At 40.2% G+C, this 19,646-nt stretch carries 16 protein-coding genes; 13 read left to right on the top strand and 3 right to left on the bottom strand.

Going from position 1 to position 19,646, the window contains the following annotated elements; genetic code table 11:
- Positions 1-25: 25 nt before the first annotated feature.
- From NQ782_RS14940 to NQ782_RS14905, 8 genes are all read left to right on the top strand, one after another.
- Positions 26-736 carry a GntR family transcriptional regulator gene (locus tag NQ782_RS14940; protein ID WP_001153625.1) on the top strand — a complete coding sequence of 237 codons (711 nt, stop codon included), beginning with the start codon at positions 26-28 and terminating at the stop codon, positions 734-736.
- Positions 729-1,613, top strand: coding sequence for a methylisocitrate lyase (gene prpB / locus NQ782_RS14935; RefSeq protein ID WP_001118924.1), 885 nt, complete (start codon positions 729-731; stop codon positions 1,611-1,613). Before NQ782_RS14940 ends, prpB begins: the two co-directional genes overlap by 8 nt.
- A 269-nt stretch (positions 1,614-1,882) precedes the next feature.
- Entirely contained in the window at positions 1,883-3,040 is a 1,158-nt protein-coding gene (gene prpC / locus NQ782_RS14930) for a 2-methylcitrate synthase (RefSeq protein WP_000097515.1), read from the top strand.
- Positions 3,040-5,646 carry a Fe/S-dependent 2-methylisocitrate dehydratase AcnD gene (gene acnD / locus NQ782_RS14925; RefSeq protein ID WP_001093602.1) on the top strand — a complete coding sequence of 869 codons (2,607 nt, stop codon included), beginning with the start codon at positions 3,040-3,042 and terminating at the stop codon, positions 5,644-5,646. The genes prpC and acnD overlap by 1 nt, the downstream gene beginning before the upstream one ends.
- Positions 5,647-5,726: 80 nt before the next feature.
- Positions 5,727-6,620, top strand: coding sequence for a hypothetical protein (locus NQ782_RS14920; protein ID WP_001161763.1), 894 nt, complete (start codon positions 5,727-5,729; stop codon positions 6,618-6,620).
- A 513-nt stretch (positions 6,621-7,133) separates the two neighbouring features.
- Positions 7,134-7,268 (top strand): zinc ribbon-containing protein, encoded by a 135-nt coding sequence (locus NQ782_RS14915; RefSeq protein ID WP_001983336.1) that lies wholly within the window; start codon positions 7,134-7,136, stop codon positions 7,266-7,268.
- A 123-nt stretch (positions 7,269-7,391) separates the two neighbouring features.
- A complete protein-coding gene (locus NQ782_RS14910; RefSeq protein ID WP_000447800.1) occupies positions 7,392-7,967 on the top strand; it encodes a DUF4126 domain-containing protein in 576 nt (191 codons plus the stop codon).
- Between the two features lie 400 nt (positions 7,968-8,367).
- Positions 8,368-8,877 (top strand): GNAT family N-acetyltransferase, encoded by a 510-nt coding sequence (locus tag NQ782_RS14905; protein WP_057094328.1) that lies wholly within the window; start codon positions 8,368-8,370, stop codon positions 8,875-8,877.
- A gap of 358 nt (positions 8,878-9,235) precedes the next feature.
- Here NQ782_RS14905 and NQ782_RS14900 read toward each other — a convergent pair whose 3' ends face one another.
- Positions 9,236-9,520, bottom strand: a complete 285-nt coding sequence (locus NQ782_RS14900; RefSeq protein ID WP_000158326.1) for a hypothetical protein — start codon at positions 9,518-9,520, stop codon at positions 9,236-9,238.
- A 679-nt stretch (positions 9,521-10,199) separates the two neighbouring features.
- Here NQ782_RS14900 and NQ782_RS14895 point away from each other — a divergent pair.
- Positions 10,200-11,426: a beta-ketoacyl synthase N-terminal-like domain-containing protein gene (locus tag NQ782_RS14895; RefSeq protein ID WP_057094324.1), complete on the top strand. Its 1,227-nt coding sequence runs from the start codon at positions 10,200-10,202 to the stop codon at positions 11,424-11,426.
- Between the two features lie 9 nt (positions 11,427-11,435).
- On the opposite strand, the gene NQ782_RS14890 is transcribed toward NQ782_RS14895, so the two are convergent.
- A complete protein-coding gene (locus NQ782_RS14890) occupies positions 11,436-12,128 on the bottom strand; it encodes a tetratricopeptide repeat protein (RefSeq protein ID WP_057094322.1) in 693 nt (230 codons plus the stop codon).
- Between the two features lie 259 nt (positions 12,129-12,387).
- On the opposite strand from NQ782_RS14890, the gene NQ782_RS14885 reads away from it, so the two are divergent.
- From NQ782_RS14885 to NQ782_RS14870, 4 genes are all read left to right on the top strand, one after another.
- Positions 12,388-15,234 carry a type VI secretion system Vgr family protein gene (locus NQ782_RS14885; RefSeq protein WP_261484941.1) on the top strand — a complete coding sequence of 949 codons (2,847 nt, stop codon included), beginning with the start codon at positions 12,388-12,390 and terminating at the stop codon, positions 15,232-15,234.
- 2 nt (positions 15,235-15,236) lie between these two features.
- On the top strand, positions 15,237-16,235 hold the full coding sequence (locus NQ782_RS14880; protein ID WP_000938194.1) for a hypothetical protein: 999 nt from the start codon (positions 15,237-15,239) through the stop codon (positions 16,233-16,235).
- Between the two features lie 10 nt (positions 16,236-16,245).
- Positions 16,246-17,532 carry a type VI immunity family protein gene (locus tag NQ782_RS14875; protein ID WP_000107748.1) on the top strand — a complete coding sequence of 429 codons (1,287 nt, stop codon included), beginning with the start codon at positions 16,246-16,248 and terminating at the stop codon, positions 17,530-17,532.
- 112 nt (positions 17,533-17,644) lie between these two features.
- Complete coding sequence (locus NQ782_RS14870; protein WP_000633325.1) at positions 17,645-18,493, top strand: hypothetical protein; 849 nt, start codon at positions 17,645-17,647, stop codon at positions 18,491-18,493.
- 48 nt (positions 18,494-18,541) lie between these two features.
- On the opposite strand, the gene NQ782_RS14865 is transcribed toward NQ782_RS14870, so the two are convergent.
- A complete protein-coding gene (locus NQ782_RS14865) occupies positions 18,542-19,243 on the bottom strand; it encodes an SDR family oxidoreductase (protein WP_057093824.1) in 702 nt (233 codons plus the stop codon).
- Positions 19,244-19,646: the final 403 nt, after the last annotated feature.

The following is a 19,646-nucleotide window of genomic DNA, read 5'->3' as shown; positions in this document are numbered from 1 at the left end:
TAATTGATTAAAAATTGTCGACAATATGCAAGATTTGACCTTCGCACCAGAGCCACTACAAAGTCAGGGAAGAACACTGACCGAGCATGTATTTAAACAAATACAGACGGCGATTGTTTTGGGTCAAATTCCGGCAGGTAGCAAAATTTCCGAGCCTGAGCTGGCACGTACTTATGGCATTAGCCGTGGGCCTTTACGTGAAGCGATTCATCGCCTTGAAGGGCAACGTTTGGTTGAGCGTACTGCACACGTGGGCGCGCGCGTGGTTTCGCTTTCACTGCAACAGTTTAAAGAGCTTTACCAGATTCGTGCGTCATTAGAAGGTTTGGCTTGCAAACTTGCTGCACAGCATATTGATAAAAAGCAAATCTTGGCGTTGCGTGATGTCTTGCGTATGCATGCTGAAGATGAAAACTTTAAAGCAGGTAAAGGATATTACTTGCAAGAAGGGCAGGACGATTTTCACTACTGCATTATCAAAAGTAGTGGCAATAAAACCCTAGAAAAAATGCTATGTGATGAGCTTTATCACCTCATCCGTATGTACCGAATTCAGTTTTCAAACACACCCGATCGTCCAAGCAAAGCTTGGGACGAACATATCCGTATTTTAGATGCGATTGCAGAAGGCGATGGTGAACTTGCCGAGCTGCTCATGCATCGACATATCAATGCTTCTTACAAAATTATTGAGCAAACACTGCTACAAGCACAAGGAGAACATAACAATGGCTAAACAATCCGCAGGTCAGCTATTTCGCGATGCCGTAGCCCAAGAAAAGCCATTACAAGTGGTTGGAACCATCAATGCCAATCATGCACTTTTGGCAAAACGTGCAGGTTATAAAGCGATTTACTTATCAGGTGGTGGTGTAGCAGCTGGTTCTTTAGGTTTACCTGATTTGGGAATCAGTAACCTTGATGATGTGTTGACCGACGTACGCCGTATTACTGATGTATGTGATCTTCCATTATTGGTCGATGCGGACACAGGCTTTGGTGCTTCTGCATTTAACATTGCACGTACTACAAAATCACTGATCAAGTTTGGTGCTGCGGCAATGCATATTGAAGACCAAGTGGGTGCAAAACGTTGTGGTCACCGTCCGAACAAAGCCATTGTGACTCAAGAAGAAATGGTTGACCGTATTAAAGCTGCGGTTGATGCGCGTGGTGATGACAGCTTCGTGATTATGGCGCGTACCGATGCGTTAGCGGTTGAAGGCTTACAAGCTGCAATTGACCGTGCGGGTGCCTACATTGAGGCAGGTGCAGATATGTTGTTCCCTGAAGCAATTACCGAGCTTGATATGTACAAGCAATTTGCTCAGAAGACAGGCGTACCAATTTTGGCAAACATTACCGAATTTGGTTCTACACCACTGTTTACTACTGAAGAGTTGGCATCTGCCGATGTAAGCCTTGCGCTTTATCCACTTTCTGCTTTCCGTGCCATGAACAAGGCAGCCGAAACTGTGTATGAAACCTTGCGTAAAGAAGGCACGCAAAAGAATGTGGTTGATATTATGCAAACGCGTAAAGAGTTATATGAACGCATTAACTACTACGCGTTTGAAGACTACTTAGACAACGCATTTGCTAAAAAGAAGTAATAAATTAAAAAGTTGATTAATTGGAATCTGATACTCGAAGGCGTCATCTGCAAGTGTTTGAGACAGGACTACATTTTTTAAAATTGGTTCTGCGATAGATAAGATATTCGATGGTTGTGAACGAGTTTTGCAGATGACAATGGTTTTGCCTACTTTTGCCAAAACAAAAGTAGGTCGAACCGAAGGTTAATCCTGAAATAAGAAGTGAAAATGGTACGACTCCGTCGTGCTTAATAAATAAATTCAGATAGATAGGAAAGGAAAATCTTATGAGCTCAAATGAAACAACAACAGGCTTCAAACCAAAAAAATCAGTTGCACTTAGTGGACAAGTTGCAGGCAACACAGCACTTTGTACCGTAGGACGTAGCGGTAACGACTTGCACTATCGTGGCTATGACATTCTTGACCTTGCGGCAGGTAGCGAGTTTGAAGAAGTTGCTCACTTGCTCGTACATGGCAAATTACCAAACAAAGCTGAACTCAAAGCATATAAAGCAAAATTAAAAGCGCTTCGTGGTTTACCGGCAGCACTTAAAACTGCACTTGAGCAATTACCACCATCTGCACATCCAATGGACGTGATGCGTACAGGTGTTTCAGTTCTAGGTTGTTTAACTCCAGAACATGAAGACCACAACGAAGCTGGCGCAAAAGACATTGCTGACAAATTAATGGCAAGCTTAGGTTCAATGCTGCTTTATTGGTATCACTTCAGCAACAACGGTCGTCGCATTGAAGTTGAAACAGATGACGACTCAATTGCAGCGCATTTCTTACATTTACTTCATGGCGAAAAACCATGTGAAGAGTGGATTCAAGCGATGCATACATCACTTATTTTGTATGCTGAGCATGAGTTCAACGCATCTACATTTACGTCACGCGTGGTTGCAGGTACAGGTTCTGACATGTACTCGGCAATTACAGGCGGTATTGGTGCACTTCGCGGACCTAAGCACGGTGGTGCAAACGAAGTTGCATTCGTGATTCAACAACGTTACGACAATCCAGACGAAGCAGAAGCGGACATCCGTAAACGTGTTGAAAATAAAGAAGTCGTGATTGGTTTTGGTCACCCTGTATATACAGTTTCTGACCCACGTAACGAAGTGATCAAAAAAGTGGCGCATGACTTAGCGCAAGCACAAGAGAACACCAAAATGTACCTCATCGCTGAGCGTTTAGAAGCAGTGATGAAAGAAGTGAAAAACATGTTCCCGAACCTCGACTGGTTCAGTGCAGTAAGCTATCACTTAATGGGCGTTCCAACTGCAATGTTCACACCATTGTTTGTGATTGCACGTACAGCAGGTTGGTCAGCGCACGTGATTGAACAACGCCAAGACGGCAAAATCATTCGTCCAAGCGCGAACTATACGGGCCCTGAAAACCTCGAATTTAAACCATTGGCGGAGCGTGGTTAATGAACACAAAATACCGTAAACCGCTGGCAGGTACCCAGCTTGAATATTACGACGTGCGTCAAGCCGTTGAAGATATTCAGCCAGGCGCATACGAAAAACTGCCTTACACCTCTAAAGTACTCGCTGAGCAATTGGTACGCCGTGCCGATGCCGAGAACTTAACTGCTTATTTAACGCAGTTGATTGAACGCCGTCAGGACTTGGACTTTCCTTGGTATCCTGCACGCGTGGTGTGTCATGACATTTTGGGACAAACTGCATTGGTTGACCTTGCAGGTTTGCGTGATGCGATTGCTGAGAAGGGCGGCGACCCATCTAAAGTTAACCCAGTTGTACCAACACAGCTCATTGTCGACCACTCTTTAGCAGTGGAATATGGTGGTGCTGACCCAGACGCTTTTGCAAAAAACCGTGCTGTTGAAGACCGCCGTAATGAAGACCGTTTCCACTTTATTGAGTGGACCAAAACTGCATTTAAAAATGTCGATGTGATCCCTGCGGGGAACGGTATTATGCACCAGATTAACCTAGAGAAAATGTCTCCGGTGATTCAGGCGCGTGATGGCGTAGCATTCCCAGACACATGTGTCGGTACAGACTCACATACACCACATACAGACGCTTTGGGCGTAATTTCTGTGGGTGTTGGTGGTTTAGAAGCTGAAAACGTAATGTTGGGCCGTGCATCTTGGATGCGTCTGCCAGACATTATTGGTGTTGAGTTGGTTGGTCAACGTCAGGCAGGCATTACTGCAACAGATATCGTGTTGGCTCTAACTGAATTCTTGCGTAAAGAGCGTGTGGTTGGTGCTTACCTTGAGTTCTTTGGTGAAGGCGCTGACAGCATGTCTGTGGGTGACCGTGCAACCATTTCGAACATGACACCAGAATATGGCGCTACGGCTGCGATGTTCTATATCGACCAAAACACAATCGACTACTTACGCCTAACAGGCCGTGAAGATGCTCAAGTGGCATTGGTTGAACAGTACGCAAAAGAAATTGGCCTTTGGGCATCTGAAATGACCAAAGCAGAGTACCCACGTGTACTACGTTTTGATCTATCGACAGTCACACGTAATATTGCTGGTCCATCAAACCCGCATGCACGTGTTTCAACCAGTGACCTAAAAGAAAAAGGCATTGCGGGTGTAGTTGAAAACCGTTCTGATGGCTTAATGCCAGATGGCGCAATCATTATTGCTGCAATTACTTCATGTACCAACACTTCTAACCCACGTAACACCGTGGCGGCAGGTTTGTTGGCACGTAAGGCAAATGAGCTAGGTTTAGTTCGTAAACCTTGGGTGAAATCATCATTTGCACCGGGTTCAAAAGCGGCTGCACTTTACCTTGAAGAAGCAGGTGTTCTAAAAGACTTAGAGAAACTTGGTTTTGGTATTGTGGCTTATGCTTGTACAACGTGTAACGGTATGTCTGGTGCGTTAGATCCAGCTATCCAGCAAGAAATTATTGACCGTGACTTGTACGCAACCGCAGTACTCTCTGGTAACCGTAACTTCGATGGCCGTATCCATCCTTATGCAAAACAAGCGTTCTTGGCATCTCCACCGCTTGTTGTGGCATATGCAATTGCAGGTACGATTCGTTTTGATATCGAAAAAGATGCGTTAGGTTATGACAAAGAAGGTAACCCGATTTACCTCAAAGACATCTGGCCATCTGACGCTGAAATTGATGCGTTAGTTAAGCAAGCCGTGAAGCCTGAACAGTTCCGTAAAGTCTACATTCCAATGTTTGACTTGGGCGAAGTTGAACAAGCGAAGAGCCCACTTTACGATTGGCGTCCGCAAAGTACTTACATCCGCCGTCCACCATATTGGGAAGGGGCGTTGGCTGCACCACGTACTTTGGCGAACATGCGTCCGCTTGCGATTTTGGGTGATAACATCACTACCGACCACTTATCGCCTTCAAACGCGATTTTGATGGACTCGGCTGCGGGTGAATACCTTCACAAAATGGGCGTACCAGAAGAAGACTTCAACTCATACGCAACGCACCGTGGTGACCACTTGACTGCACAACGTGCAACATTTGCCAACCCGAAACTCTATAACGAAATGGTTCGCCGTTCAGACGGTACCATTAAGCAAGGTTCAAAAGCGCGTGTAGAGCCAGAAGGCGAAGTGATGCGTATGTGGGAAGCAATTGAAACCTACATGAACCGTAAACAGCCGTTAATTATTATTGCGGGTGCTGACTACGGCCAGGGTTCAAGCCGTGACTGGGCTGCAAAAGGTGTACGCCTTGCAGGTGTTGAAGCGATTGTGGCAGAAGGTTTTGAGCGTATTCACCGTACTAACTTGGTGGGTATGGGCGTATTACCACTTGAGTTTAAACCGGGTGTAAATCGCAAAACTTTAAAGCTAGATGGTACGGAGCTTTATAGCGTGATTGGTAATATTGCGCCGCGTTCGACTTTAACTTTAGTGATTGAACGTGCCACAGCGGATGGTAAAGAAGAGATTCTTGAAGTGCCTGTGACTTGCCGTTTAGATACAGAAGAAGAAGTTTCTGTATATGAAGCGGGCGGTGTATTACAGCGTTTTGCGCAAGACTTTTTAGAAGGCCAAGTGGCTTGATACTTTAGTTGAAAGCTGTTGATTTTATTTAATAAAGACCCTACTTTAGAGTGGGGTTTTTAAAATTTTAGAGTGACAGAATGCAGGGTTTATTAGCACCATTTGTTTTATGCCTAGATTGTAATAATTTTCTTAATTTCAGTACTTCAAATATTCTAGATTTTATACAAAAAAAAACTATGAAATGTGAATCATGTCAAAATGATATTAACTGGTTTGAAACTGTTAAAAATGGAATCTTTGATAATTTTATGAAGAATGCTGCTCTAGGATTTATAGGATGCAAAAGTTCTATTTTAAATTTTACAATGGAACCTAATACCACCTTTGAGTTGAATTTTGAAAATTATGGAATTCCTCAAAATGCAGAAATTTTATACATTAACTATACACCGCAGGATGGTAATTTATTCCCAGTAGAAATGCATGGGAATACTTCCACATTAAGGTTTAAAAAGAATAAAGTACTTATCTATCCTATTCCTTCTTTTGAGCCAGAGGCAAAATCCACAATCGTTAATGTTTTAGTTAGTTGGTTTTTACCAAGTGATTTTGATGATGCCTTCATAAACTTATTTGAGGCTTTTGAAGAATATATCCATGGTAATTATTTAGGAGTGATTATTCCTGCTAATGTTGCGATCGAAACAACAATATATCGTTTAATGAATGAATTTTTGAAGGAATTCTCAAGTAATAAAAAGGTAGAGGAGTTTTTAACTAATAATGCTACTTATGGATATCAACTAAGTATTTTATTACCAATGTTTTTAAGTTTTAAAGGAATGGAAGAAATCTCTGACCAGATTATAGGTAATTTGAATAGATTGAGAAAGTTACGTAATGAGTATGCTCATAATGGTAAAATAAAAAAGATACCATCCCAAATTGAAATAGCTGAAATTCTTACCTCTTGTTTATTTGTTTTTCACTATATTAAATATTTACATCAAATTAATTATAAATATAGTTAATTTGATGGGAAAATAATAGAAACTTAGGAGTTTTATTTTCTATAGGGGGCTATTCAGAGTGAAAGTATTTGCAAAACATCCATTTTATAATTTAACTAAAATCAACTCTTCTTATCAAAAAATATGAATTTAGAAAAGATTAAAATAGTTATTAACCATTAATAGACTAGAGCTTATATAAAAGAAAAAATAAGAATAAAAAAAGCCCGACATCCTGTCGGGCTTTTTCATATTTGGTTGCTAGATATGACTCCTGTCGTATCTCACGATCCTGATGCATGAACGTATTATTGTTGTTTTATGTTCCGGAACATCCTGTTCCTGTATGAGTTCATATTAGAAAAAAAGCAGGGGACAGCCAATCCGCTAAATCCCTAAATCTGTGTAAGATAAATCGTACAAATAACATTTTTTGCATTTATGCCATCATCATCGGGCGAAATGGACAATTGACATTCATTCTAACTGGGTTATATTCCTGTTTAATATATATACGATTATAGGAATGTAATCATGGTAACAGCTGGCGAAAAACCCGGAACAGGCTTCTATTTCTGTGCTCAGTGCGGACATAGAGTGTTTTTAGAAATTAATACCGACCCTTTACCACCTTGCACGAAATGCTACTGCACGCAATTTAAACGTTAAGAATGAAATAATATTTGCGTTCGCATTTAACAAAAAGCCCTGTCACCCGATGGGGCTTTTTGTTAATTTAAAAATAAGACTTACATAACAAGACCCGTGATGGGCGTGAAGAAGGAAACCGTTATGGAAACAATATTGGGTTTATGTATTGGTGTGGGCCTGAGCGCTGCCTGCGGTTTTCGCGTGTTTGTGCCGCTACTGGTTATGAGCATTGCCACCATGATGGGTTGGTTTGAGCCATCCAAAGGTTTTGAATGGTTAGCTCTGCCATCGGTGTGTTTGGCTTTAGGTGTGGCAACGGTGTGTGAAGTTGCAGCTTACTATATCCCGTGGGTCGATAATGCCTTAGACACAGTCGCAACCCCTGCGGCCATGATCGCGGGTACGTTAGCGACAATGGCGGTCAGTAGTGGAGAAATGTCTCAGTTTGCCAGTTGGGCAGCAGCCATTATTGTCGGTGGTGGTACGGCAGGTGTGGTGCAAATGAGTACTGTCGCTGCACGTGGTGTTTCAACAGCAACCACGGGTGGCTTAGGGAACTTTATTGTGGCAACAGGTGAGTGGATTGGAGCAATCTTACTTTCGGTTTCAGCTATGCTGGTGCCTGCGCTTGTTGCAATAGTGGTGCTGATTGCGGTTATTTGGGTGGTGCGTTGGATTCGCCATAAAAAGCAAGAACAGGCGCATACCCCGCTATAGGTGAGTGTAAATATCATTTTTAAATGACTATAAAAAAAGCCCGACATCCTGTCGGGCTTTCTTGTATTTGGTGATTAGATATGACTCCTGTCGTATCTCACGCTCCTGGTGCTTGAACGTATTATTGTTGTTTTATGTTCCGGAACGTCCTGTTCCTGTATGAGTTCATATTAGGAAAAAAGCAGAGTGTCGCCAATCCGCAAAACCCTTAAAAGTTTGTAGGATAAAACGTACATTAGAAATGTGGTGTGGGGTATTTTGTAGTTGTGATAGTTGAGTGGCTTCACTTTTATATCTATCCATTTAGAGTCGAGAGAAGAATAAGAGTTGTTATTGATAACAATATGTTATGTTTAAGTTTGGTTGTAAAAAGAACAATTTTATCGGGAGTAATAAATAAATGACCGTTATGTTGGTAAAACCTCATTTAAAGTTTAAAGAAAGCTATAACAACTATATTAATGAATTAGCAGATGAAGATCGTCACCCTTTGACAACGGAGTTTGACCATACAAATTTTGAATTATTTTTGAATAAACTGAGAGATTATGAAAAAGGGGAATTCCTAGAAGAAGGGCATGTTCCCAACATTACATATTGGTTAGTAGAAGGTAATGAAATTATTGGCGCGTCTAACTTGCGACTTAAACTCAATGAGCAGATTGAATATTGTGGTGGACATATTGGTTTAGGTATTCGTCCCTCTAAACGTGGACAGAATTTTGGCTCGAAATTGTTAGAGCTTACAATTCAGGAAGCATGGAAATTAGGCTTAACAGAGTTACATATACATTGCTATAAATCTAATTTAGCTTCTGCAAAAACCATTCAAGCAAACAATGGCCACCTTCATTCTGAAATTACTCTCGATCAAGTGGTTCAAAGATATGTGGTGTATAAAACTCTATAAGAATTTTCTTTTAGATTATTTTTAACGTAAATAAAAAAAGCCCGACATCCTGTCGGGCTTTTTCGTATTTGGTGATTAGATATGACTCCTGTCGTATCTCACGCTCCTGGTGCTTGAACATATTATTGTTGTTTTGTGTTCCGGAACATCCTGTTCCTGTATGACTTCATATTAGGAAAAAAGAGGGGTGTCGCCAATCCGCAAAATCCTTAAAAGTTTGTAGGATAAAACGTACAAGATCGCTGTTTATTTATTTTGAATTCGGCTTAGGTCTCTGTTCCACAACAGACTTTAATTTTTTGCGCTGATTTAAAGTAATAAACCATTGCAACACAGAGATAAAGCGCTAAGCCAACGCTTAGCCCAGACTACTTTTGTCACATCGCTGCATGGTGCTTAAAAAAGTAGGGGCAAAGTCCCGTGGGAGAACAGGACTTTGCAAACTGACATGTTCTAGGCGCTGCATAAGCTTTGGGGAGTAGGTTTGTTCGAGTTGCTGGTAAATACATTCGCAACTGGTCTTGCTATGCCCACCCGATAGGCAAATTTTTTCAAATTCTTGCTGAGTGTGGAGGTTACAGCCTGAAATACCCAAGCTCACTAGAACAAAACTTAAAGCCAAAAAAGGTTTATAAATTGTCATATTATTCTCATAATGATTTGTATCTATGAGTAGAATAAAAAATATAATTTGTTTAAAAATTAAAATAATTTTTTAGGTAATAATTAATCCTCCAATGCATACAGGAAAATAAAATAATTAAAATTTTAAAATAAAAATAGTTTATAAATTTAAAAAATTAAGGCGTAAAAACCTAAATTTTAAATCAATAAAATAGTTAAATAAGAGAGAAAATGAGTTTGAAAAATGGCATAGTCAACTCCTTAAAAAATGGAGTTCTACCACCAGATTACCGCGAATTAATTAGGGTGGTAGAACGAAAGAGGGTTGACAGACTGGAGTCCATAGAGACCAGCACGCACGGGGCGTCCCCCTTCCGTCCTACCGCAAAGAAAGGGGACGCAAGGGTCTAACGACTTATAGTAGAACTATAACCCGCTATGGACTTACGGTCTGTCAAAACCGTCTGGCAATGTAGGCCAGCAACGGAATAATAATCGGTGATTTTAAATACGTCAATTTAATATTTAAAATATTTTTGATTTAATAATAAAACTAAATAGATTTTAAAATAAAAATTTTATTATTAACTTTTTATTTATATTTGATGAGAAAAATAATAAATATAGAAATATTTTGCCAGTTCCAAAAGAGAACTTGGTTGTTAAGATCTATTTATGTCGTTTTTATAGAGATAAGAATGGAACGTGTTGTCATCACAGGTATGGGAATTAATTCTTGTATTGGAAATACATTAGAGAAAGTAACCGAGTCCTTAAAAGCAGGCCGCTCTGGCATTCGTTATAACGAAGTCTATGCAAAACTAAACTTTCGAAGTCATGTGAGCGCCACTGCCGAAATGAATTTTGAAAATATTGATCCTGAGCTAAAAAAACACATGGGCGTTTGCGCGATGTATGCCTATAACTCGGCACTCGATGCGCTACAACACGCCGAGCTTGATGTAACTGACATTGCCAACAACTCAAAATATGGCGTGATTGGGGGAACAGGGGGCACCTCAACAGCATCTATCATCGACATGCTGCATACCCTAAAAGAAAAAGGCACAAGTGAGGTATCACCCGATTTAGCACCACGCTACCTCACCAGCACCATTAGCTCTAACTTATCACGCGCTTTCAATCTAAAAGGCGTATCCCAATCGATCGCAAGTGCCTGCGCGACTTCAGCCGACGCAATTGGCTATGCATATCACCTTATTGCCGCTGGCAAACAGGATCTCATGCTGGCAGGTGGCGGCGAAGAAGACCATTGGTCCCAAACCGCAATATTCGATGCGATGGGCGCCTTATGTTCTAAATATAACGATGCGCCTGAAACCGCTTCACGCCCATATTCTGTCGATAACGATGGCTTTGTGATCGCTGGCGGCGGTGGCATGGTGGTTTTGGAGTCTTTAAGCCATGCCCAAAAGCGCGGAGCAAAAATTTTGGCCGAAGTGGTTGGGTACGCTGCCAATAGTGATGGTGTCGATATGGTAGCCCCGAGCGGTGAAGGTGCGACCCGGTGCATTAAACTGGCACTCGCAGAAGCCAAGCAAAACGGTTCAGACACCATCGACTATATCAACACGCATGGCACTTCAACGCCAGCAGGGGACATTCCCGAACTATTGGCCATAGAGCGAGCTTTTGGTAGTGAAAAAGTCCCGCCGCTCAGTTCAACCAAGTCGATGACTGGCCATAGTTTGGGGGCCGCAGGGGTACACGAAGCCATTTATTCTATTTTAATGCTGCAAAATAGCTTTATCGCGCCGAGCATTAATATTACCGAACTGCGCGAAGAAGCTAAAAAGTTTGATATTGTTCAAACAAGCCGAGAAACCGAACTAAAAACAGTGATGAGCAATAGCTTTGGTTTTGGTGGCGTAAATACTTGTCTGGTTTTTAGAAAGTGGGAATGACTGCCTTATTTAATCTAAACTTTTAAGCATTTCTTTCGCATCCGAATCACCTGCATCGGCAGCTTGCTGGAACCATTTCTTTGCCAGTTGTAGGTTTTTCGGCGAGCCTTCACCATTTAAATACATCTGGGCCAAGTTGTACTGGGCATCGCTTTCATTATGCTCAGCTGCTTTGGTGTACCACTTAAGGGCTTGCTCATCGCTTTGAGCGACGCCGTGACCTTTTTTATATAGATGAGCTAAATTATATTCTGCGGGCGGATAGCCCTGCTCTGCAGCACGACTATACCATTCAAAAGCCTGCTCATAATTTTGCACAGTTCCTTCACCTCTGTCATATAACACCCCTAAGTTATATTGCGCTTTGGCATGGCCCTTATCCGCAGCTTTAGCAAAATATTCAAAAGCGCGTTTCATGTCTTTTTCTACGCCTGTACCCGTGAAATACATCATTCCTAAACTATATTTTGCCCCCACGCTTCCATTTTGGTCAGCAGCAGTTAACCATTTAAAAGCTTGTTCATAGTTTTTAACGACACCTTGTTCACCAGTTAAAAGCATGATGCCAAGATGATATTGCGCAATCGGTTGTCCTTGCTGTGCACGATATTGAACATCAGCAACACTCGGCTCAGCAAATGCTGAAGAATGAAGCGAAAAAATCATGGTAAATATATAAAAAGCAGACTTTTTTATTTTCATATCTCATCCTGAATTTTATTAATCTTAAAATTTATTTTTTACTATATTATTGATTTTTATTTAAAAAATTTAATAATACCTCTATGATTTATAGTACTTTAAAATGTTCGACTTTTACGGTTTAAATACCTATTTAATAAGAAATTAACGTAAAACTGCATATTTAGACTAGTTACATTTTGAAAATGAGTATAGATAGACAGATTAGTCTTTTTTTAATTAAAATATGGCTTAAATATAAGTTTGATTGATAATAAAAATGCAGATGAGTGTGTCGAGTATATTGGAACGTTTAGGCCTTGTTTCACAAAATCGTGCTGTTCATATCCAATTCTCAAATCAGTCTTTAAATCAGCAAGTCTTCTTACAACGTATTGAAGGCGAACATACGCTTAATCAGGGCAGCGTTGCTGAGTTATTGTGTCTGTCGACAAACGCCCATATTGCATTAAAACAGTTTATTGGTTGTCAGGTTGCCGTCGATCAGGTCACCGATACAGGCCAGTTTTTTAGAACGACAGGTATTATTACCGAAGCCAGCCAAGGGCAAAGCGACGGCTCACTCACTATTTATAATTTAACTTTAAAAGACCCAACTGCACTCTGGCATAAGCGCCGTAATAGCCGCGTGTTTATGAATAAAAGCGTGCGCGATATTAGTGAAATTCTATTTAAGGAATGGCAGGAAAAAAGCCCGTTATTTGCCTCAAGCATAACGCTCGATACATCTGGTTTAAGCAAAGACTACGATGTGCGTCCATTTGTGATGCAGTCAAATGAAAGCGATTATGACTTTTTAACCCGTTTGTGGCGTAGTGAAGGCATTAACTGGCTGGTCGATGAGTCACAGCTTTTTGTCGCTGACCCGAATGCTTCTATCCAGCCACAAGTCTTACGTTTAATTGACGATAACCAAAATTATCAGGCACTTGAACGCCGTAGCATCCGCTATCAACGCAGCAGTGCGACAGAACAGTTCGATACCATTACCCAAGTCAAAGCTGAGCGTCGTTTACAACCAACCTCGGTTCATGTGCAACGCTGGCAAGCCGATGCTTTGCAACAAGAAGAAGGTAGCGGCAGCGTACAAGGCACCCAAAAGCACAGCGAACACTATGACAATGCAAGCCTGAACCTTGAAGATGCATGGCATGTTAGCCCAGCGTGGATGCAGGATTTAAACGGGGAAGATCAAGCCACAGCTTCAGGCAATAGCCAGATTGAACAACTTAACCAGCACATCAATGCTTACCATCACTTGAGTTCTAAACAGTTTACCGTTGCAGGGAATGTCCGTGATGCACAGGTAGGTTATTGGTTTGAACTCAATGACCACCCAGAACTTGACCAACATGACAGTGCTGATAAAGAGTTCTTAATCTTAAGCAAACACTACTATAACCAGAATAATTTACCGAAAGAATTACAACAGCAACTTGAGCGCTTATTACCACAAGGCAAACTCAAGGCAGCCCAACTCGACAGTCAAAACCCTGAGCAGCGCCACTTTGCTGAGCTGAATGTCGTTCGTCGTAACATCAAAGCTGTGCCTGAATATAACCCGCTAGAGCACCGACCAGCCGCTCACCCACAGCGCGCTAGAGTGGTGGGTTTAGAGGGTGAAAGCATTCATGTCGATCAATGGGGACGTATTAAGGTCCGTTTCCTGTTTACCCGAGCTGATGACCACAGTCATGATGGTGGAGCAGGAAGTAACGACAATGACACTGACTCCGCTTGGGTCGATGTGCTGACCCCATGGGCAGGGGCAGGTTATGGCGCACGTTTCTTGCCTCGCGTGGGCGAGATCGTTGTGATCGACTTCTTTGACGGTAATATTGACCGCCCGTTTGTGGTGGGGCGTATTCACGAAGCCGAGCGCCACCCGACCCAGTTTGACCAGAAAGGTCAGCTACCTGACACTAAAAAACTCAGCGGCATCCGCTCTGAGGAAGTCGATGGCAAAGGCTTTAACCAGCTCCGTTTTGATGACACGACAGGGCAAATCAGTGCCCAGCTACAAAGTAGCCATGCCGCAAGCCAGCTAAACTTGGGTAACTTAAGCTATCCAAAAGACAAGGCGGAAAGCGATGGTCGTGGGGAAGGTTTTGAACTCAGAACTGACCAGTGGGGCGCGGTTCGAGCTGGTAGCGGCTTACTCGTTAGTACCCACAAACAGGATCAGGCTCAAGGTGTACACCTTGATGCAAGCGAGGCCAAGGAACAAATCGAAGGCGGCCTCAATAATGCCAAGGCACTCAGTGAAGTTGCTAAAAATCAGCAAACTGATCCATTGGAAATGCTTGAGAACTTAAAAACGTTCATAGAGCAAATTGAAGAGAAAGATCAAGACAAAGCTGCTGCTTTTAAGCAAGCTTTGATGATTTTAACTGCGCCTAACAGTATTGCTCTAGCCAGTAACGAAGACATTCACTTAAGTGCAGATGGTCAGCTCAACCAAACTGCCGGAGATAGCATTAATCTGTCTACTCAAAAGAACTTGATTGCACATGCCCAAAATAAGATTAGCCTTTTTGCAGCGCAACAAGGGGCGAGACTGTATGCAGGCAAAGGTAAAGTCGAAATACAGGCGCAAGGCGATGGAGCTGATTTAATTGCCCGTAAAGCTGTTCAGGTGATTTCGACTGAAGACAAAATCGAAGCGACCGCAGCCAAAGAAATTGTTCTTACCGCAGGCGGCTCTCAAGTCAAAATTACTGGTTCAGGTATTTTTATGACTACAAGCGGCAAGTTTGAGGTGAAGGCTGGACAGCATGTGTTTATGGGAGGCGGGAGTGCGAATGCTAATGTTCCTGCATTGCCTAAATTGGAGTTTGCTCAATCTCCGTATTCTGCTCAATATCAATTATTTAAAGCAGATGGTAGAAATTTCCAAGGATATAAATATTTTATCCATGATTCAAAAAATAATTTAATAAAGCAAGGTATTACTGATAATCAAGGTTTTACTGAACAAGTAGTGACAGAGAGTAAAGAAAGAATCATAGGTTATAAATCTGTAATGAGAGAAAGTGAGCGTATTACTGAGAATTGGGAAGCAAAGTTAGAACAGGTAGCTAATAAAATGAGTTCAGTAGGAAAATAATTATGCTTCCTGTAGTGATTGGAATAATTGAACTAGCTGGATATGCAATAACGGCATATGAATTATATCGTACAGCAGCAAATGCTTATGATGAGGTCAAAAACTATCAAGATAATATTAAAAAGGCAAAAGAAGAAATCAAGAAAATAATGAAAAATCTTGATAAGGAGATCACTGACAAAATTGATCGGCAACGTGAGAAAGTATTATTAACGACCTTGACCACAGGTGATAAACAAACTAACAGTACAAAGTCTGCTTCTGGAAGACCACAAGTAAAAAGTAATGTAATTACTGCTGCCATAAAGCAGAAAATTCCCTTTAGGCCTATTATTAGTCAAATATGTGAAAAAGCAGATCATTTGCCGATGATCCAGTTAAGAAAACAAAAAGGTAAAAAATTAAAAGATGTTATACCGAAGAGTAAGGTGGATATCGTCGCAAAGCTATTGAAGATGACTGCTCAAGAATTAGCAGGTGCAAGTGTTGATGAATATATTATTATTAGATTAAAGCAGCTTGCCGTAAACTTCATGTTTGAGTTTATGGATGAGCTTTTAAAATGGCGTAGTCCTTTAAAATCAGAAGTATGTTTCGGTTATGATATAAAAACTAGGAAATATTTAGCGCCTCAATTAGATGGTCAGACACGTATTAAAAGAGTAGGTTCAGAATTAAATCCATTTTGGCCAATGCCTTATAAAGGTAAAGGTGTAATTGGTGCAGATATTATTATTCCTGAATATCGTGGTGAGCCTTTAACTTTGACTAATATTTTTGCATTGGTTGAAATTAAATTTCAGAATGACCGGATTGATGAAAAACAATTTAATAATTATAACGACTTGAAAAAACAGTGTGCTGATGTCAAGCATGCGGGTAAGATTACGGGAAGTGAGGGTTTTAAACTATCATTGTTCCGCTATCCTGAAGATGCATCAACTACAGAAGCTAAAGACTCTAAGCCAGCTACAATGAATAAAAAGCGTAAAACCAATTAAGGAATATTACATGAGTACTTCTGAAACGTATTTAAATGATGAAGAGATTTTTGAGTTAGTACGGGATATTCCACTTGATACTTCAATTATTTATGGTGAGGAAGATCAAGAGTTTGGTATTTGTCCATACATTACCTTTTATATTTATCATCAAGATAATGAAGTAGATGAGGTAGCTAATAAAATTATCGATCTGTATGAAGAATTTGAAAATGAAATAATTGATAAGCCCTTTAAGTTAAGATACAGAGATACGGGAGTATGGAAAAATGCGAATAAATGGCGACCGTCAAGACAAGTAATGTTAGATGAAATGCATGAGAGTTATAAAAAGTATTTTGTTTATTTTATTGGGGCTACAACGGGGGATTCGGGGGGGCAAAGTGCACGTTGGGCTTTACAGGCAATTATTCGAGATAATGGCTTAAGATATACTAGCCTAAAAATTTCATTTGGCGATAAGTGGTTTAGAGAAAATAAGAAAAAATGGTATGCATTTGTTGAAAATTGTCTAATAAAACTTAATCCGATTCAGGCTTATAGTGGGTATGAGATTGGTAGTCCACAAAGCTTTAATTGTGTATCACCTGAATTTGAAACAGTAGAGCGAATTTTTAGTGATTACTTCTATGGTTTGGATATTGATCATCCAAGTAATATGAGTTTCTCTCATGATGATCCTAGTGGTCTTATTTATACCCCTTCTTTAGCTGCAGGAATAAGAACCCCAACATGGTGTTTTTTGCTTTCACCTTATTGGATAGAAAAGCTAGGGTTAAGCGAGGAGCAAATCCGCCTAAAACTCAATGATCCACGAATCGAGATTACCAAATTACCAGATCCAGCAGACCCTGAAAAATACAGTCTATGGATTCGACTTGGAGAATTATCACTTTATCCAATTGAAGAGGGTGTTCCAGATTTACTGGTGATGGCAAATGAACTTATTAAGCCAATTCGTTGTAATGATTTAAAATTAACGACTTTAGATGCATGGGATGATGATCCAAATCCAAGATTTGATATAGACAACTCTCCGCAATGGATTGCTCGTTTCGATGAGGATAGCCATTGGCCTGAAGGAAAACGAGTCAATAAAATTCATGCGGTATTGCTAGAGCAAAATGCAATTAAGGTACTAGGCGGTGAAATTTGCCCGAAAACAGGTGAATGGTATAGCCCTGCAAATAATATGAAGAAGCGCTACTTTGCAGAAGGTGAAATCATGCCTGAGATTAAAGATAACCCTTGGGGCGAAACGATTTGGTATTTGGAAGTTACAAATAAAACAGAATAACTAAAGTGCCCTTCGGGGCATTTTCTTTTATAAATTAAATCCAATCATTTAATAGTGCTATCAAATTACACTTTCTAATAAATGGAAAATTGTTTTGAAATTTATTTTTCTTATGATCACTACATGTCTCTTTTTAGTTGCATGTAGTAAACCAGCAAGTAATAACCGAATGAACCAAAATCAAGATGTAATAGCCCTCCATTTTGGTGAACAAGGGATGCAAGATTTTAGTAAAAATAGTACTACACCAGTTGATCGTCAGCCTGCAGGGATGAATTTTTTATCATTAGATTGGACTCCACCGAAACTAGGTCGAGTGCGTGTATTTAGTGAAAAGAGTAATTTAGAAATTGAAAATGTAATCAGTGTGCTAGGTACACAAGTAGCTCGACGAAGCAATGATGGTATTCAAATCATGGACATTAATGCTAGCTTGCATCCAAATGAATATACTACGAGCCAAGAGGCTTATACTGCTTATACTAAATTAGTACATCAGATTAATGACAAACAATGGAAGCAGTATTTTTTACCTTTTAGTGCTCGAATTGATAAACAAGATAATCTAAAGCATATGACTGAAACTATGGGGGAGGTTATAGATCCAACTTATATCTTAAATTTTAAAGAATGGCAGGATGTGCTTTCGAAAACAAATAGGTTGGTATTTAATTTGTATAATGGGGATGTGGAGTTGGGTATTAGTCTTCGACGGACCTATAAAGATGATAAAAAAGAACAGTATATGGTGAGGTACAGCTTTGAAAACTTTAAATATGCAGGGCGAAATGCTATCTCTGATTCAGATAAGATGAATTCAGAGCAGTTAAAGCAAGCATTTGAAACTGAAGTTGCTAATAATAAAAAAGCCCGTAAAACTGAAGAAAATAATATGAAAAAAGAGGGTTACCATATAGATGAGAGCTATATAGACCCAGATATTTGGCCTTATGTACAATAAGTTGTAAGAAGCGTAACTGATTACGCTTCTTCTCACATCAGAAATAGTTTAAGCAGCTTGAATGGCTTCTCCACAAAGAGAAACTGTTTCTTGTTTATGTTGGTGTAAGTACCAGAACTGCTCCGCAACTGTTTCTGGGTGTACCGTGTAGGTTTTATCTTTGGCTTCAGGTCTGCCATCTACGAAACCATTTACAATCACTTGGCTCACATAAACATTTGAGTCAGCAAGACTATGGGCAAGCAAGTTGGTGGTTTTGTATTGAGCGGCAGCAGTAGTTGCTAACGATGAATACTCTTTGGCAACCAAGTCGATGCCCACTGCATCGAAAGCAAAAATTCCGTTTGTCGATAAAATGCTACCATGGTTCTTCTCTAAATCGCCTAGACAAGCCTGTACCGTCGCAATATAGCTCGACACGCGAATATGAAAGCTTTTGGTAAGCTCTAGTGGAGGGGTTTCTAAGATATTGCCTTCAATATCATGGAAAGCATTCCAATGAATATTTTTAATCTCTCCTAATCGATCTTTAATGCGTTTAATAAGATTTGGTATATCTTCAAGAACAGCTAAATCACATGCAAAAGCGTAAGCTTCAATACCTTGTGCCTTAAGTTCTAGAATAGCCTTTTCAAGTTTTTGGGCGTTTCGTGCCACTAACCCGATTTTATAGCCTTCTTTACCAAATTTATGTGCTACAGCTTGGGAAATACCCGTTCCATAACCAAAAATTATAATATTGTTATTCATTATAAAGTTCCAAAAAACCAATCATTTGGTTAGAAATAGTTTATAATATGTTTTTATAATGTATTCAAGCGCAAAAGTTATCTCTAAGAATAGTGCCCAAAGAATAAAAATGCTTAAAAGCGGGGATTAGGGAGTCAGCTTTACATGAGTTATTCGGCTAAATATAGGCTGTTGAAAGAACTTCCAATTTGGTCTACAAATTTTTTGACTGGTAAAATAAACCGAAAAATACAAATAAAGTGGAATTTAAATTTAACTAATTATAGGTAAATGGGAATATATTCTTTTAAATTTTCCTAATGGCGTAAAAATTCCCAAAAATAATAAAAATTCGCTTTTCTTAGAAAAACAATCCCGCAGAGTGCTGGCTAAACTATATCTCAAGGGTGTGATAGGGATCGAA

It is taken from the genome of Acinetobacter sp. BD54, assembly GCF_044778325.1.
GTDB classification, from domain to species: Bacteria; Pseudomonadota; Gammaproteobacteria; order Pseudomonadales; family Moraxellaceae; genus Acinetobacter; species Acinetobacter baumannii.
This window is presented reverse-complemented; position numbering and strand designations above follow the sequence as displayed.

Coding starts and splice junctions, on each gene's coding strand:
- NQ782_RS14940 (WP_001153625.1), top strand. CDS start 26: ATGCAAGATTTGACCTTCGCACCAGAGCCACTACAAAGTCAGGGAAGA.
- prpB (WP_001118924.1), top strand. CDS start 729: ATGGCTAAACAATCCGCAGGTCAGCTATTTCGCGATGCCGTAGCCCAA.
- prpC (WP_000097515.1), top strand. CDS start 1,883: ATGAGCTCAAATGAAACAACAACAGGCTTCAAACCAAAAAAATCAGTT.
- acnD (WP_001093602.1), top strand. CDS start 3,040: ATGAACACAAAATACCGTAAACCGCTGGCAGGTACCCAGCTTGAATAT.
- NQ782_RS14920 (WP_001161763.1), top strand. CDS start 5,727: ATGCAGGGTTTATTAGCACCATTTGTTTTATGCCTAGATTGTAATAAT.
- NQ782_RS14915 (WP_001983336.1), top strand. CDS start 7,134: ATGGTAACAGCTGGCGAAAAACCCGGAACAGGCTTCTATTTCTGTGCT.
- NQ782_RS14910 (WP_000447800.1), top strand. CDS start 7,392: ATGGAAACAATATTGGGTTTATGTATTGGTGTGGGCCTGAGCGCTGCC.
- NQ782_RS14905 (WP_057094328.1), top strand. CDS start 8,368: ATGACCGTTATGTTGGTAAAACCTCATTTAAAGTTTAAAGAAAGCTAT.
- NQ782_RS14900 (WP_000158326.1), bottom strand. CDS start 9,520: ATGACAATTTATAAACCTTTTTTGGCTTTAAGTTTTGTTCTAGTGAGC.
- NQ782_RS14895 (WP_057094324.1), top strand. CDS start 10,200: ATGGAACGTGTTGTCATCACAGGTATGGGAATTAATTCTTGTATTGGA.
- NQ782_RS14890 (WP_057094322.1), bottom strand. CDS start 12,128: ATGAAAATAAAAAAGTCTGCTTTTTATATATTTACCATGATTTTTTCG.
- NQ782_RS14885 (WP_261484941.1), top strand. CDS start 12,388: ATGCAGATGAGTGTGTCGAGTATATTGGAACGTTTAGGCCTTGTTTCA.
- NQ782_RS14880 (WP_000938194.1), top strand. CDS start 15,237: ATGCTTCCTGTAGTGATTGGAATAATTGAACTAGCTGGATATGCAATA.
- NQ782_RS14875 (WP_000107748.1), top strand. CDS start 16,246: ATGAGTACTTCTGAAACGTATTTAAATGATGAAGAGATTTTTGAGTTA.
- NQ782_RS14870 (WP_000633325.1), top strand. CDS start 17,645: ATGATCACTACATGTCTCTTTTTAGTTGCATGTAGTAAACCAGCAAGT.
- NQ782_RS14865 (WP_057093824.1), bottom strand. CDS start 19,243: ATGAATAACAATATTATAATTTTTGGTTATGGAACGGGTATTTCCCAA.